Below are 15626 nucleotides of genomic sequence, written 5' to 3'. Positions count from 1 at the left end.
AGTTGTTATTAATTAGTCTTTAACCACATGAATGGTTTCCATAACACCATTCTTTTCAATATGTATTAAGTATGATCCTTTACTAAGAATAGAAAGATCAACAGCTTTTCCAGATTCTATACTTTTTGATGGCAGCATAATTTGTCCAAGTATATTGTATATAGTGATTTTTGCATTCTTTTCTTCAAAATTAAAGTGTATTGAATTTTCAAATGGATTTGGATAAACCTTAGTTTTCCTTGGTTTCGGTTCTGTCTTGCTGCTTTCTGTATTATTAACTAGCAGGGTGTTATTAGGTTTTAAACTGGATAAATGGGTTATTTTTATCCAATTCACATTCCAACCTCCCGTTGAGGCATATATACCAAATGAATAGTTTCCTGCTATTACGTTAACGGTATGAGATATGGTGGTCCAGTTTTGCCAACCCCCTGTGTTAGGAATATTAACTTGGCCGAGAACAAGAGTTCCTGCATTTAAATCGGCAGATAAAGCACCAGCTCCAACAGCACTTGCCACGCGGTATTCAATGCGGTAACTACCCGAATAAGGAAAGTTAATATTGGCATAGGCCATCCAATCCCCTGTGTCTATATAACCTACATTTTGTCCCCCTTCCGAACAGGTTTCGGCTGTAACACCAGACATAGCGGTGTAGTGTTCTGCCTCGATTATTTGTTCGGATCCATGTTGACTTATTTTTGAAATTATAATAGAAGTGACTTGATCATTAAACCCATCAGCAACGAGACAGCTAATATCACCTGTTTTAACAATGGAAGAACCTTTAAAATTATCATCAAAATAAAGTGTTGCTTGATATCCAGATTGTACTTTTAGAGAAGAAATATCATCATTTCCAGATCCTAGTTCAATTAACTTACTCAATGAATACGACCCTTCTTCTAGCCCTATGCTATATCCACCATATCCACAATCTTTATATATTGTAGCCACATTGCTGCTTCCAGAACTTGGGGGTATGGTACCTGAAATCCAAAAACTACCTAAGGATCCATAATCTGAATATCCATTTGTTGCGGGGTTTCCCACACCTATACCTTCAACACTAATATAATATCTACCGGCATCTAAATAAGCAGCAAGATGGGTGTTTAAACCAGTGCCATTAAAAACACCTATTAAACTTCCTGAGGATCCTTCATATAAATTTACGTTGATGTCTAAATTTCCATTCCTAGATACGGTATTAATGTCTAGAAATAAATTACCTGTACCACAATCGAATGCAAACATATCTTGATCTCCTTTGGATTCTATAACTCCATATTGCTGAGTTATAGTACCTGAACTATTTATATTTATATAGGTAGAATTGCTAAAAGCATTCCCATGGTCGTCATTTCTATATCTGATAAATTTCGCCATGATAGATAAATCATCTTGAAAATTGTTCGCATTGTTATATTCGCCTTTACTCCATTGCGTTATAGGTTTTCTGTAACCAACGCCCATAATGGGAGCCCAGTCTCCATGCCCATCAAAATAAGTTTCAATAGGGTTGGTACGCCCATCATGTCCCAAGCCTAAGGTGTGTCCTAATTCATGGGAAGCGGCCTCACCAGAAAATTTGGCACCTCCCTGAAAAACCCAACACACTTCGTTCTCAATAAATCCAAAAGAATTTACATAAGCTACGCCACCACTACCAGGGGAAGCTGTATTGGTGGGTGTAAAAACACACCACATTCGCCTTGAGGGTGGATAAGAATCGAAAACAGCTTTGTTGGTAGTAATGTTAATATCATATGGGCGAAAATCTTCGGCAACAACCTCCCATGATTCTTGAATTTGAGCGTCAGAAAATCCAGAAGGTGCTGCGTTTATAGGGTTTCCATTGTTCCACCGAGACCCTGCTGGTAAATAATGTCCATCATAATCTAAGTAGACGCAGGCCTCAGCTCCAGATTTGCTCTGAAGATTATGGGGTGTTGCCATGTTGCTCTCCACTGGTGCATATGCTTTTTGCTCATCAGTACTACTAGGAATTGTTATGGGAAGTGAAACGCATAATACAGTGTTGATATCCTTTTCGACAATATATACTTGATCAGATATCGAATAATACTCATAGGCTTCATTACTTTCTTTTAGTATGATATTCCCACTAACATTTCCATGGTCCATCTTTATGAAGAATGTACTATTTAGGATATTGCTAACAGAACCTACAACATTAAAACCATTTTTGGATATTTCTTTGAACTGAATATCGAGTTCGATATTTTTAGTTACTGAAAGCTTTGATGTTAACTTTCCTCCCTTTTTTAAAGTTGTTGTTTCAATTTGTTTAGTCATATTTTCTTCAAAAGAACGTATTGTTCCCAGAAGGATGGGGTCTTTTTTGTTTTGAGCTTGTCCAAAACCGAATACGCCAAAAATTATGGTTATAAATAATAATTTAAAAAAATTCATGAGTTGTTATTTGGGTTATTTAAATTTTCCATGTTATGATAGGCTGTCTAAGAAGTGTCATATTATATGATATTAGGTCTGTTTAAATGTTACAAGCTACCGGAACCAGTATATTTTTTAACAATGTAATCCTGATAAAGTATATGAAAAACACTTTCAGACAACCTCTTCTAAAATGTTTTACAGTTTTATTTTTTTATAAATTTGATTGTTTGGGCAGAAGTACCGCTTTCTAATCTTAAAAAATAAACTCCTGCTTTTAGTGAACTGATATCAATTTTTACATTACGATCTGATTCATTTGTCTTAATCTTTTTAACTAGTTGATTAGTAAAATTGATAATGGATATGTCTGCTCCTTCGGTATGCCCACTAAGATTCAATTCATTTGTTGCGGGAATGGGGTATAATTGAACTTTCTGTTCAATATGGTTTTTAGAAGCGAGTAGGGGGGTGACGGCTTTCGTGGAGTTTAGGTTTGTGATTTTTATCCAATTCACATTCCAACCTCCAACGACAGCGTATATCCCAAAAGGATAGGTTCCTGCAGTTACCTTAACAGTATGGGATACGGTAGTCCAGTTTTGCCATCCTCCTGTATTTGGAATGATAACTTGTCCTAGAGTAGTGGCTCCAGCATTAATATCTGCAGATAAGATTGCGCCATTAACTGCGCTTGCTACACGGTATTCTAAAAGATAATTTCCCGAAAAAGGGAAATTAATATTGGCATAAGCCATCCAATCGCCCGCATCTATATATCCTACGTTTTGTCCACCTTCCGAACAGTTTTCAGTGGCAACACCTAACATAGAGGTATGGTTTTCTGCTTCAATTAATTGACTGGATGTTTCACCCCCTCCATTAGTGTCACTTTCGTACACACGAACATAATCTACCAACATACGAGCTGGTAATTTACTCTCATCTATAGAGAATCCAGGCCAATTACCGCCAATAGCCAAGTTTAATAGTAGAAAATAATCATTATGAAATTCACTTGTTCCGTTAATGCCATTACTTATATTAACGTCATGGAATTGGTTTCCATCTACAAACCATTTAATATTATTCTCGTCCCATTCTATTGAGTATACATGGTAATTGTTAACATTCACTGCGGTATGCCCACCATAAGAAGCATAAGCACCATTATTATCCTGCCAATGGATTGTTCCATAAGAATCTGGTTCGTTATTTACGTGTTCCATTATATCTATTTCGCCGCACGCAGGCCATCCTACAGAAGTTATGTTGCTTCCTAACATCCAGAAAGCAGGCCATAGGCCTTGCCCTGAAGGTGAAGCGATTCTTGCTTCAATTTTACCATATTTGAAGTTTTTTTTTCCTTGGGTCTTCATTCTGGCGGATGTATAGTTATATCCACCATACGTTTCCTTTTTAGCAGTAATAACCAATTGTCCGTTTTCTACAGTTGCATTTTCTCGGCGATAATATTGTAACTCATTATTGCCCCAGCCTGAATAGCCATTTCCTGTTTCAAATACCCAGTCCGAGCTAATACCAGTATCAAATTCATCCTGCCAGACTAAATTCCAATTTTGAGCACCCATTTCTGGTGCTGCCTTCATAAAAAAGAGTAGAAAAAATAAAGTGTTGATTGTTCTCATTTTAAAATTATTTATAGGTTAATATTCGGGGTTTATTTTCGATATGCATCGGCATGGATTACATGTTATACTCTTAGTGCTATTTATTGAATGTTGCTAATGCTGGGTCATTAACTTCTGTGCAGTTAAAATCATTAAACATACTCGTTTGTGAAAATTCCATTTGAGTTAATAAGCCACAGTATAACCCCTTTAAAAGCAGAGATGATTATGTTTTTTATACTGATAACGTATGATGTGTATCATATCACTTATAGGTCCTCTATCGATATCGGGACTAGGTTGTAATGTCATGGGTACTATGTTTTGGAGCAAATTAAAAATAAGGTGAATTTACTTTCGTAGAAATAGATAAAAAAACAATTTATACCAACCATATAAGAATATAGACCAACAACTCAAAAACGCTCAAAAAACACTCAATAACTGATTTAATGTAAATGTTTTGATATATCGAAAAGGAAGCAAAGGAAGCAAAGGAAGCAATTGCAGTTGAATTAAAAGTTAGCAGCTTTTTTAAATGTAAGGCTTGGAATAGTGTTGTGACTTATAATGGAAGAGCTAATAAAATGTAGCTAAAAATCAAATTTTTAACATCGGCTTAAATAATAGAGTTACCATAAAAAAAGCCCCAACTTAATAAAAGTTGGGGCTTTTCTGTTGATATGAGAGATTATTGATTGATTAATCCTAAAAGTTCCTCTTCAAAACCAATACTGAAAATATTTGCATTGTTATTAACTATCTTATTGTGTTTGTTAACAATGATAACTTTGGTCATGGGATGTATGGCCAATAAATGTTTTGATTTTTCTGGCTCTTTAAATTGGTATTCATTTTTTACAGAAAACCTGTTTTTTTCTAAAGTCGAGACCCATCTTTCTGTACTATAATCATCAATATTTATAATTATAAAATTGACTTCAGGATACTTTTTTCTTAAATCCTTAATTTTATCGTGACTTCTCTTAAAATGCTCATAAAAGGCATGGGACCAAAAACAGATAGCGGTTGGAGAAGTTATTAAAGCATTACTGTTAAATACTTTATTTTCATGATTAATAACATCTATGCTGGGGAAGTTCTCTCCGGGCCTTAATTTTTTTAAAGATTCAGCATAATCTGTTACTAGAACTTTATTTTCTTCGTTGGTGTTCTTTTCTAAAAACGATTGGATAACGCTATCATGTCCGTCTATATTTTGGTTTCTGGCCAAAAAAGACATCGTGTTATAAAATAATAAATTATTTTTTATGGTTTTATTGGTCACCAAGCTATCAATTAAATGATGTCTATCTAGATTGTAACAAATAGAGCTTCTTTTTATGTGACAGTCTTTAGTGTGTGTGAAGTGTTTTTTTAGTGCTAAATTGTTAAAACTAGATCTTAAAAAAGCATTGTAATTGAAATAGTCCTTTAGGAAATCATCGTTGTAATCAATTTTTTTTCTATAACTATAAAAGTCATCTGGCAGTGCATTTATAATATTATGTTTGCCTTCTCCATAATGCACAAAAGGATAAATTTCTTTACTGGTATAGTATTTATAATCGATATTAGATTGAGCTATTTTTTTAAACAACTCGGAGGTTTCATGTTTTTTCGTGAAATACAGATATTTTTTAACTCTAGAAGCTCTAACAGAGTCTAACTTTTTTTCGAATGCTTTAGGTTCTAATTGTGAAAATTTAAAAATATCAGGTTCGGTTAATTCATTTTCTAAAAACTCATTAATAAAATAGTTGTTTTTTCTAGCACCATCTCCAGTATAAACCAAAGATTCATCAAATTCTAAGGTGTTGAGTCTAAATATAATACTGTCTTTGGGTTCTAGAAGCACCATTTGTATTTCACTGCCATGCCTAAATGTATATAGCCCCGGACTCAAATGTTTAATTTTATATAAAAACCTATTAGAGTCATCAAGTATAATACTGTCCAATACCATCTCGCCTTTTAAAAGCACGACAAAATTTGTATTTGCATTAATTATTTCCCCTCCAAGATATGCTACATCACCATCGTTTTCATTAGAATCGGTTTTGCAACTTACAAGGGAAATAATAAGGATGGGAAGCCAAAAATAAATTTTCATTTGTTGCCTATGTTTTATAGAAATAGATCCGGTATGATACACCATCAAGCCTTCATCAATGAACGGGCGTTTAACCTTAGTTCATATTGTAATAACTTGTTTAATGCCTAAAAATAGGCATAATTTATATACAAAAATATGCCTTGCATTTAAAAGGTGCTGTTAATGCGCTGTTAAATGTTTAACCAGTGTTAAGTGTCTAAAAATAAGTAAAGGAAGTGTCGTGTTAGAGGCTTAATTTTTTTACTTTTGCAAAAAATAAAATAATTGCTATGTTATCAGTATCAAATCTGTCGGTTCAATTTGGAAAACGTGTTCTTTTTGATGAAGTAAGCACAACCTTTAATAACGGAAACTGTTATGGCGTCATTGGCGCAAATGGTTCTGGGAAATCTACATTTTTAAAAATCATTTCGGGAAAGATGGATCCTACTGCAGGACAAGTGCATTTGGAACCCGGAAAACGCATGTCTGTTTTAGAGCAAAATCATAATTTATATGATGCTAATACCGTTTTGGAAACGATTTTAATGGGAAATGAACCCCTTTTCAAAATTAAATCTGAAATGGATGCGCTGTATGCAGATTATTCCGACGAGAATGCAGATAGAATTGGAGAGCTTCAAGTGCGATTTGAAGAAATGAATGGTTGGAATGCCGATAGTGATGCCGCAGCGATGCTTTCTAATTTAGGTATTAAGGAAGAGTTTCATTATACGTTAATGAAAGATTTGGATGGTAAACAAAAAGTACGTGTACTTTTAGCACAAGCACTTTTTGGAAATCCAGATTTGCTGATTATGGATGAGCCTACCAACGACCTGGATTATGAAACCATTTCTTGGCTGGAGAATTTCTTGGCCAATTATGAGAATTGTGTTATAGTGGTATCGCATGACCGTCACTTTTTAGATGCTGTATGTACTCATATTTCGGACATCGATTTTGGGAAAATTAACCATTATTCTGGTAACTACACGTTTTGGTATGAGTCTTCTCAATTAGCAGCTAGGCAACATGCGCAACAAAACAAGAAAGCTGAGGAAAAGAAAAAGGAGCTGGAGGAATTTATACGTCGTTTTTCTGCTAACGTTGCAAAAAGTAAGCAAGCCACAAGTAGAAAGAAAATGATTGAAAAATTGAATATTTCTGATATTAGAAGGTCTAGCCGAAGGTATCCTGCCATTATTTTTGATCGGGATAGAGAAGCTGGTGACCAAATATTGAATGTGGAGGGCTTGGCTGCTTCTACCGATGGCGAAGTTCTATTTAAAGATATCGATTTAAACCTAGCAAAAGGTGATAAGGTGGTGGTGTTTTCAAGAGATTCTAGAGCAACCACTGCTTTTTATCAAATCTTAAACAATAAGGAAACTGCAGATGCAGGTAAATTTGATTGGGGCATCACAACCACACAATCTTATTTACCCCTTGATAATAGTGAGTTTTTTGAAAACGATTTAACTTTAGTAGATTGGTTACGCCAATGGGCTACAACCGAAGAAGAGCGTGAGGAGGTTTATCTTAGGGGCTTTTTGGGTAAAATGATTTTTAGTGGTGAAGAGGCTTTGAAAAAATCAAATGTTTTGTCTGGAGGAGAAAAGGTGCGTTGTATGTTGAGCAGGATGATGATGGTTAGAGCTAATGTTTTAATGTTAGATGAACCAACAAATCACTTAGATTTAGAAAGTATTACAGCATTCAATAATTCACTTAAAAACTTTAAGGGGACTATGTTGTTTACCACACATGATCATGAGTTTGCTCAAACGGTAGCCACTAGAGTAGTGGAGTTAACTCCAAATGGCGTTATTGATCGGTATACTACATTTGAGGATTATATGCAGGATAAAAAGATTAAGGAGATTCGCGATAAAATGTATGGGGTAACGGTCTAATCTAGAAGCTGATAAATATCCATCCCCCCGCAAAACGTCGTGGGGGATGGATATTTATATATAGTATCTTAACTATTTGCTTCCCTATTAATGGCTTCTACAATTGGAATAGATTTGTTCAATTCATCGTTGTGTACAAATATGTCTTGATAGTCGGAATTAGAGCCTCCAAATACCGGTTTTAAAAGTCCCGATTCAGTTTCATCCCTAACAACGGCGTGAATGTTTACTTTTTCTAGGGCTTCAACAATGCGCTGACCTATCATAAAGTTTCCTGTGAATATTTTTGTATAATTGGAGTCGGACATAATTTTTATTTTTTTAGATGTTAAATTAAAAAGGCGATTCAGAGGATTTTGTTTTTAAACTAGAAGCTAAAGTTTCCATTATAGAAAGCGCTTTATCCAGTTCGTCTTTATGAACCAGTATATCTTGAAAACCTTGAATTGAAGAGGCAAAACCGGCTAATCTTCCCGATTCCGATTCATCTTTAATGACGGCACAAATGTTTTCGCTTTCAAGCTCTAGGAATACTCGTTGTACAGCCATAAAATCTCCTGTAAAAACACGTATATAATTAGAGTTTTTCATAATATGAATGTTTACGCATGTTTTTTAAAGATATGAAAAATATATGAATAAATTTTCACTTTTGCTTTTACCAGAATACGACGCTTTGTTATTATTAAAAAAGAAAACAAAAAATGAAAAAGGGTATCATTTTAAAAGGTGAACTTGGATGGCAACAAAAGAGGGAGTATGATTTAAAACAAAGTGAACCTAGATAGGTATGGCTTAAATCTCTTCTGGTTTTTTATCCAGATTATTAATATGTATGATTTGGTAAGCTAAGGGGCTGGTTAAAACCTCCCGATAACCCCAATTTGATTGGGCGTAAAGGCTAAACTCCAAGAGATTTTGGAGTGGTCTTGTTCAGTGTCGTACACGCGATTGTTGTTTAAAAATTTATCGATGCTATCTACTACAATAACACTTATTGCAGCACTAAGCGCTACATCCGTTAGCCAATGGGCGTTAATGGTAAGCCTAGAAAAGGGCGGTATTGCTCCAATCGAATAAATAGCTACTTTAGTCCATGTATTCGTGAATTGTTTTGCTATAGCATGCGCCATGGTAACCGATAGAATCGTATGGCCAGAGGGGAATGAATGAAATGTGCCTTCATTTGATAGAAACTGAAATTCGTAAGGACTGTAACCTGTTCCGGGCCTTGCTCTTCCAAAAGCCGTTTTACTGATACTTTGTATTAAACCCGACGTTATAGAAGATGAAATTATAAGAACACTCGTTTTTCTTATTTTTTCGTTTTTCGTTAATAAACCAAAGCCGTAGAGTCCTGCATTGGCCATAAAATAATTTTGAGGACTGCCAAAATACCAACCAAAATCTCTTATTATTTTGGGGACATCTTGGTGTTGTCTCGTGAAAAATGAATTCGACGCTTCATCCATTAAAGACAAGCTGGCTGTTCCTCCTAGTAAAATTCCTAATTTTTTAAAATCAGAGCCTTTCCAATGAAGAGGACGCGAAACAGAGTACTTTACGCTTTTCCACGTTGCATTTGTGTCTTGTTTCAATAAGCCCCAAGTAGAATTAAGCGTAGAGTCGAGTGGTTTTATAGAATCATTACTTTGGGCCATACTTGTATGGCCCAGTGCTATGGCAATAGCTAAAAATATAGATTTTATTAACCACATGTCGTTTATCGTAACTCTGCTCCAAGCTCTTTTTCAAAATTAAGCTGAAGAGTATTCATGATTTTATCGATTTGCTTATCTGTGAGCGTTTTATGATCGTCTTGAAATATAAAACTAACGGCATAGCTCTTTTTGCCATCTGGAAGATTTTTACCTTGATAGACATCAAAAAGATTTATATTCTTAAGCAATTTCTTTTCAGTTTTCTTCGCTAATTTATAAATAGCATCAAAAGAAACATTTTCATTTAGAAGTAAAGCGAAGTCCCGACGTATCTCTGGGTATTTGGTAATGGTTTTAAAGCTTATTTTATTACGTTTTACAACCTCCAAAATGGCATCCCATTTAAAATCGGCAAATAAAACATCCTGCGAAATGTCAAAATGTTTTAATATGGATTTTTTAACTAAACCGAACTCCACTAAAACGGTTTTTCCTAAACCAAAGCTCAATCCTTCAGGAATTAAATCATTTTTATTAGGTGTTTCGTTAAAACGAGAAATGCCCAGACGCTCTAAAATGGCAAGGATACTTCCTTTTAAATAGAAAAAATCACTCTTTTTTTCTGAATTTATCCAGTTTTCTGGAGATTGGCTTCCTGTAGCAAATAGCGCAAGATGTTTAAATTCTTCTCGCTTGTCGTCATAACCATGGTAAGTTTTTCCAAATTCAAACAATTTTAAATTGCTACGTTTTCTATTGATATTAAAAGCCAAAGCTTCTAAGCCAGAAAACAATAAGGATTGTCTTAAAACTGATAAATCGCTACTTAAAGGATTTACTATTGCAATATTCTGCTCTTTTTTAAAGGCATCACTTAGTTCTGTATAATTAGGAGTGGTAAGAGAGTTAGACATGGTTTCGAAAAATCCTTGTGCAGCTAGTAAATTGCCTATTGTATTCTGGATTTTATAATCCTCAAACCGCGAAGTCGTAGATATAGAGGCATGTAATTTACCTGTTGGATTTATGTTGTTATAGCCATAAACTCTAAGGATTTCTTCAATAATATCTGCTTCCCGTTGAACATCATTTCTGTAGGCTGGAACCGTTAGGCCCAAAGCTGTTTCGGTAACGTTAATAACTTTAATGTCTAGCGATGATAAAATACTCTTAATGGTTTCTTGGGAAATTTCTTCACCTATTAGTTTTTTTGCGTTTTCAAAGGTTAAACGCACCTGAAAGTCTTCTATTTTTTTAGGATAAACATCTACGATTTCACTGGTAACCTCACCTCCAGCAACTTCTTTTATCAATAAAGCTGCTCGTTTTAAAGCATATTCGGTAATGCTTGGGTCGATTCCTCTTTCAAATCTAAAAGAAGCATCTGTGTTAAGGCCATGTCTTTTTGCAGATTTTCGAATGCTAATCGGGTTAAAGTAAGCGCTTTCTAAAAATATACTGGTGGTAGTTTCAGAAACCCCCGAGTATTGTCCGCCAAAAACACCAGCAATACACATGGGTTTTTCATTGTCACATATCATTAAATCTTCTTCATGAAGCTCGCGTTCAATACCATCTAAAGTGATAAATTTTGTGCCGGTTTCTAATGTTTTAACTTGAATTTTATTACCTGAAATTCTTGCGGTATCAAATGCGTGTAGCGGTTGTCCCAACTCGTGTAGAACATAATTAGTAGCATCTACAATATTGTTTATGGGTTTAAGCCCAATAGCCTTTAAACGATGTTGTAACCAGCTTGGGGACTCTGTTACTTTAATGTTTGAAATGGTAACTCCGCAATAACGTGGTGCTAAAGTTTTATCTTCAACCTCTACATCAATCTTAAGGGTTCTATTATCTACACGAAAAGCGCTAACAGATGGTGTGATAAGTTCAGAATGAATGTCTTTTTGAGCAAATCCCGCCTTTAAATCACGAGCTGTGCCCCAATGGCTCATAGCATCAGCTCTATTGGGTGTTAATCCTATTTCAAAAACCTGATCGTTTTCAATATCAAAAATAGTTGCAACAGCAGTGCCAACCACGATGTCTTCATCTAAAACCAAGATACCATCATGAGATTTGCCTAGCCCCAACTCGTCTTCAGCACAAATCATACCGAAACTTTCTTCACCTCTAATCTTTCCTTTTTTAATGGTCCAAGCTTCTCCCGCTTCGGTATATAGGGTAGTGCCAATAGGGGCTACGGGTACTTTTTGTCCAGCAGCAACATTAGGAGCACCACAAACTATTTGAAGCGGCAATGCTTCTCCAATATTTACTGTTGTTATTTTTAATTTATCGGCATTTGGATGTGGAATACAGGTTAACACTTCCCCTACAATAACGCCTTCTAATCCACCTTTAACGGATTGATAGGCCTCGATGCCTTCTACTTCAAGTCCTAAATCTGTAAGCAATTCACTGGTTTGCTCTGGTGTCCAATCTGTGTTGATAAACTGCTTTAACCAATTGTATGAAATCTTCATTTGTAATATCCTAAATTTTCTGAGCGGCAAAGATAAATTATTGAATTGTAGCATTCAAAAAAAGCATGATGATTTCTGCTATTATTTGTAGCGATGTTCTCGATTTCATTTGAAACCGTGTTGATGTTCATTTTAAAACCTGGAAATTGCCACATAAAGCATTTCATTGTATTTTTTTTACTTGGTAATTTACGACTGGTGCTTAGCCATGAATGGTTTCAGATTTGCCATAATTCTGAATTACCTCACCTTCAAATTCTATAAGGTCTTGCCAACGCTTATCCACATCGATTCCTTTACCGTATTTACGAGCGAAACCTATAAATAAAGTGTAATGACCGGCCTCGCTTATCATTAAATCGTGATAGAATTTAGCAAGTTCGGGATCGTTTATTTCTTTTGATAAAAGCTTAAAACGTTCGCAACTTCTGGCTTCAATCATGGCAGAGAACAATAATCTGTCTACCATACTTTGTTGTCTGCTACCTCCTTTGTTCATAAATTTATAGAGCTCGTTTACATAGCTATCTTTGCGCTCTCTGCCCAATGCATACCCGCGTTTTTTAATAATGTCGTGTACCATTTGGAAATGTTCGAGTTCCTCTTTTGCCAAAGCCAACAATTCGGTTACTAAATCTTCATGTTCAGGATTAAGTGTGATAATGGTTATAGCATTGGTAGCTGCTTTTTGCTCGCACCACGCATGATCGGTTAATATTTCTTCAATATTAGATTCTACAATATTGACCCATCGGGGGTCTGTTTTTAATTTTAAGCCAAGCATATTATGTGTTTTAGGTAAAAGTAGTTAAGTATTTCAGAACCAAAAAAAAAATTAGCTAATGTAGTTCCAGATGTTTTTGTATTTGCCCATTTGTTTATAGGTGTTTAAAATAACCCCGTTTTCAGGGCTCGATAGCGTTGCATCTCGTTTTAAAATGGTTTTGGCATGGTGCCTGGCAAGCTGTAAAAGGGCTTTGTCTTTTATGATATCAGCAATTTTAAGCGTTAAAATGCCGCTTTGCTGTGTGCCCATGATGTCGCCCGGGCCACGAAGTCGTAAATCCACTTCGGCAATTTCAAAACCATCGCTGGTTTTTACCATAGTTTCCAATCTGGTTTTACTATCACTGCTTAGTTTATGTCCCGTCATTAAGATACAATAACTTTGTTCTGCGCCTCTTCCTACGCGGCCACGTAGCTGGTGCAGTTGCGACAAACCAAAGCGCTCGGCACTTTCAATAATCATTACCGATGCGTTGGGAACATTTACACCTACTTCAATAACAGTGGTGGCGACCATAATTTGAGTTTCACCTTTTATAAATCGTTGCATTTCAAAATCTTTATCCGCCGGTTTCATTTTACCGTGCACAATGGATATTTGATAATCGGGCATGGGGAAATCTCGTGATATACTTTCGTAACCATCCATTAAATCTTTATAATCCATGTTTTCGCTTTCTTGGATTAAGGGGTAAACGATATATATCTGACGTCCTTTTGCTATCTCGTCACGGATAAATCGGAACACATTTAATCGATTTTTATCATAGCGATGTACTGTTTTTATAGCCTGTCTTCCCGGTGGTAATTCATCAATTACCGAAATGTCTAAATCGCCATAAACAGACATGGCTAAAGTTCTAGGAATGGGGGTTGCAGTCATCACCAAAATATGTGGCGGGATGGTTGCCCCACCAACCTCCCCAGAAGGGAGGCTTTCCAAGCGGTTCGCAATATACCGTAACACATTATCAATGTCTCCGATTATTTGTTCGTTGGTAAATCTAATTACTGAAAACCCAATTTCATTTAGAATTTGTGTGCGTAAATTATCAGCTTCTTTTTGTTCAATAGTGTTATGGTGGCCTCCATCAACTTCAATTATTAAATTTTTTTCTAGATTGATAAAGTCAACTATAAATTCATCAATTATGTGTTGCCTTCTAAATTTGTGGTCCAGTTTTTTATTTCTTAAACATTCCCATAAAATGGCTTCAGCTTGGGTGCTGTGTTTTTTGTTTTCAGCTTGAAGTTCCATTAATAATTTATATGTAGACGGGCGAGCGGTCATAAACTTTTTGCGTATAGTTTTGGCTTGCTCCCCGTAGGAGGATTGAGGAGGGCTTGTTTGTCCTTTCTTCCACAATTTACTTCGTTGCTCTACACCAAAACGATGTTGTTCGTCGATAACTGCAAGTCCTAAATTTTGGAATTTCACTTTATTTTCAAGTAAAGCATGAGTGCCAATAAGGACTTGTAATTCTCCGTTTTCTAAAGTTTCATGGATTTGTTTCCTTATTGAAGTTTTGGTTGACCCTGTAAGCAGTGATATGCTGATATTTAGTTTGTTGCATAGTTCTAATAATCCATTATAGTGCTGTACTGACAAAATTTCAGTAGGAGCCATTAAGCAAGCTTGAAAACCGTTGTCAAGTGCCATTAATATTGACATGAATGCTACTATGGTCTTCCCCGAACCTACATCACCTTGTAAAAGGCGATTCATTTGGGCGTGGCTTCCTAAATCGGCCCTAATTTCTTTAAGAACGCGTTTTTGTGCGTTCGTTAATTCGAAGGGTAAATGCGTTTTAAAAAACGTGTTGAAATAATGACCAACATGTTTAAAAGGAAAGCCTTTTATTTTAGACTTATGCATTAAATTCTTAATGATTAACTGCAATTGAATATAAAATAATTCTTCGAATTTTAATCGGAATTGGGCTTTGGAAAGTAGGGCTTGGCTCTTCGGAAAATGAACATTAAAAAGTGCTGACGATTTGTTCATTAATTTTAATTCCGAGCGTAAACTATCGGGTAATGTTTCTGCGAATTTCCCGCCAGTTTCTAGAAATAATTGTTGCATGATTTTAATGATCACACGATTGGAAATACCTCTATTAGACAGTTTTTCTGTAGAAGGATAAATGGGTTGCATGGCGCCACGAAGATTTTTTTCATGTTCTTCTAGCAATTCCATATCGGGATGTGCCATACTGAACTTGCCTGAAAACCAATTGGTTTTTCCAAAAGCAACATAGGGTTTGTTGAGTTGTAAACCTTCTCTAATCCATTTTTGTCCTCGAAACCACACCAGTTCCATGGTGCCAGTCTCGTCAACAAATGTTGCTACCAAGCGCTTGCCTTGCTTTTGGGCAACTTCTTTAAATTCGATTATTTTTCCAATCACTTGCACATCGGCATTACTCTTTTGTAATTGGTTGATTTTATAATATTGTGTTCTGTCTATGTATCTGTTTGGAAATAAGTTAATTAAATCCTGATAGGTGTGAATGCCCAGTTCTTTGCGTAATAAATCCGCTCGATTAGGCCCTACGCCTTTAAGGTAATCTATGGGGGTTTGAAGTTTAACAGACATAAAAGCGAATTTAAGCTATTTCATTTAAGATTAA

Annotated in this window: 10 protein-coding genes; 1 reads left to right on the top strand and 9 read right to left on the bottom strand. The window is 35.5% G+C overall.

Annotation, left to right across the window (positions count from 1 at the left end; translation table 11 throughout):
- Positions 1-12: 12 nt before the first annotated feature.
- The 3 genes from ACFFU9_RS15780 to ACFFU9_RS15770 form a co-directional block, all read right to left on the bottom strand.
- Positions 13-2436: a carbohydrate-binding protein gene (locus ACFFU9_RS15780; protein ID WP_379862448.1), complete on the bottom strand. Its 2424-nt coding sequence runs from the start codon at positions 2434-2436 to the stop codon at positions 13-15.
- Positions 2437-2624: 188 nt separating this feature from the next.
- Positions 2625-4067: a carbohydrate-binding protein gene (locus ACFFU9_RS15775; protein ID WP_379862447.1), complete on the bottom strand. Its 1443-nt coding sequence runs from the start codon at positions 4065-4067 to the stop codon at positions 2625-2627.
- Between the two features lie 673 nt (positions 4068-4740).
- Positions 4741-6162: a hypothetical protein gene (locus ACFFU9_RS15770; RefSeq protein WP_379862446.1), complete on the bottom strand. Its 1422-nt coding sequence runs from the start codon at positions 6160-6162 to the stop codon at positions 4741-4743.
- A gap of 272 nt (positions 6163-6434) precedes the next feature.
- Here ACFFU9_RS15770 and ACFFU9_RS15765 point away from each other — a divergent pair, with 272 nt between their 5' ends.
- Positions 6435-8060: an ABC-F family ATP-binding cassette domain-containing protein gene (locus tag ACFFU9_RS15765; protein ID WP_379862445.1), complete on the top strand. Its 1626-nt coding sequence runs from the start codon at positions 6435-6437 to the stop codon at positions 8058-8060.
- A gap of 68 nt (positions 8061-8128) precedes the next feature.
- Here the strand turns inward: ACFFU9_RS15765 and ACFFU9_RS15760 are convergent, their stop codons facing one another.
- From ACFFU9_RS15760 to ACFFU9_RS15735, 6 genes are all read right to left on the bottom strand, one after another.
- Positions 8129-8368, bottom strand: coding sequence for a DUF2007 domain-containing protein (locus ACFFU9_RS15760; RefSeq protein WP_379862444.1), 240 nt, complete (start codon positions 8366-8368; stop codon positions 8129-8131).
- A gap of 25 nt (positions 8369-8393) precedes the next feature.
- Entirely contained in the window at positions 8394-8651 is a 258-nt protein-coding gene (locus ACFFU9_RS15755; RefSeq protein ID WP_379862443.1) for a putative signal transducing protein, read from the bottom strand.
- 269 nt (positions 8652-8920) lie between these two features.
- On the bottom strand, positions 8921-9778 hold the full coding sequence (locus ACFFU9_RS15750; RefSeq protein WP_379862442.1) for a phosphatase PAP2 family protein: 858 nt from the start codon (positions 9776-9778) through the stop codon (positions 8921-8923).
- Between the two features lie 5 nt (positions 9779-9783).
- Complete coding sequence (pheT, locus tag ACFFU9_RS15745; RefSeq protein ID WP_379862441.1) at positions 9784-12210, bottom strand: phenylalanine--tRNA ligase subunit beta; 2427 nt, start codon at positions 12208-12210, stop codon at positions 9784-9786.
- Positions 12211-12412: 202 nt separating this feature from the next.
- Positions 12413-12994, bottom strand: coding sequence for a MiaE family protein (locus tag ACFFU9_RS15740; RefSeq protein WP_379862440.1), 582 nt, complete (start codon positions 12992-12994; stop codon positions 12413-12415).
- Between the two features lie 51 nt (positions 12995-13045).
- Positions 13046-15592: a DUF559 domain-containing protein gene (locus tag ACFFU9_RS15735; protein ID WP_379862439.1), complete on the bottom strand. Its 2547-nt coding sequence runs from the start codon at positions 15590-15592 to the stop codon at positions 13046-13048.
- Positions 15593-15626: the final 34 nt, after the last annotated feature.

It is taken from the genome of Mariniflexile ostreae (genome assembly GCF_042427585.1).
GTDB classification, from domain to species: domain Bacteria; phylum Bacteroidota; class Bacteroidia; order Flavobacteriales; family Flavobacteriaceae; genus Pseudalgibacter; species Pseudalgibacter ostreae.
This window is presented reverse-complemented; position numbering and strand designations above follow the sequence as displayed.

Excerpts from the sequence above, each read along its gene's own strand:
- ACFFU9_RS15780 (WP_379862448.1), bottom strand. The coding sequence starts at position 2,436 with ATGAATTTTTTTAAATTATTATTTATAACCATAATTTTTGGCGTATTC.
- ACFFU9_RS15740 (WP_379862440.1), bottom strand. The coding sequence starts at position 12,994 with ATGCTTGGCTTAAAATTAAAAACAGACCCCCGATGGGTCAATATTGTA.
- ACFFU9_RS15775 (WP_379862447.1), bottom strand. The coding sequence starts at position 4,067 with ATGAGAACAATCAACACTTTATTTTTTCTACTCTTTTTTATGAAGGCA.
- ACFFU9_RS15755 (WP_379862443.1), bottom strand. The coding sequence starts at position 8,651 with ATGAAAAACTCTAATTATATACGTGTTTTTACAGGAGATTTTATGGCT.
- ACFFU9_RS15770 (WP_379862446.1), bottom strand. The coding sequence starts at position 6,162 with ATGAAAATTTATTTTTGGCTTCCCATCCTTATTATTTCCCTTGTAAGT.
- ACFFU9_RS15735 (WP_379862439.1), bottom strand. The coding sequence starts at position 15,592 with ATGTCTGTTAAACTTCAAACCCCCATAGATTACCTTAAAGGCGTAGGG.
- ACFFU9_RS15765 (WP_379862445.1), top strand. The coding sequence starts at position 6,435 with ATGTTATCAGTATCAAATCTGTCGGTTCAATTTGGAAAACGTGTTCTT.
- ACFFU9_RS15760 (WP_379862444.1), bottom strand. The coding sequence starts at position 8,368 with ATGTCCGACTCCAATTATACAAAAATATTCACAGGAAACTTTATGATA.
- pheT (WP_379862441.1), bottom strand. The coding sequence starts at position 12,210 with ATGAAGATTTCATACAATTGGTTAAAGCAGTTTATCAACACAGATTGG.
- ACFFU9_RS15750 (WP_379862442.1), bottom strand. The coding sequence starts at position 9,778 with ATGTGGTTAATAAAATCTATATTTTTAGCTATTGCCATAGCACTGGGC.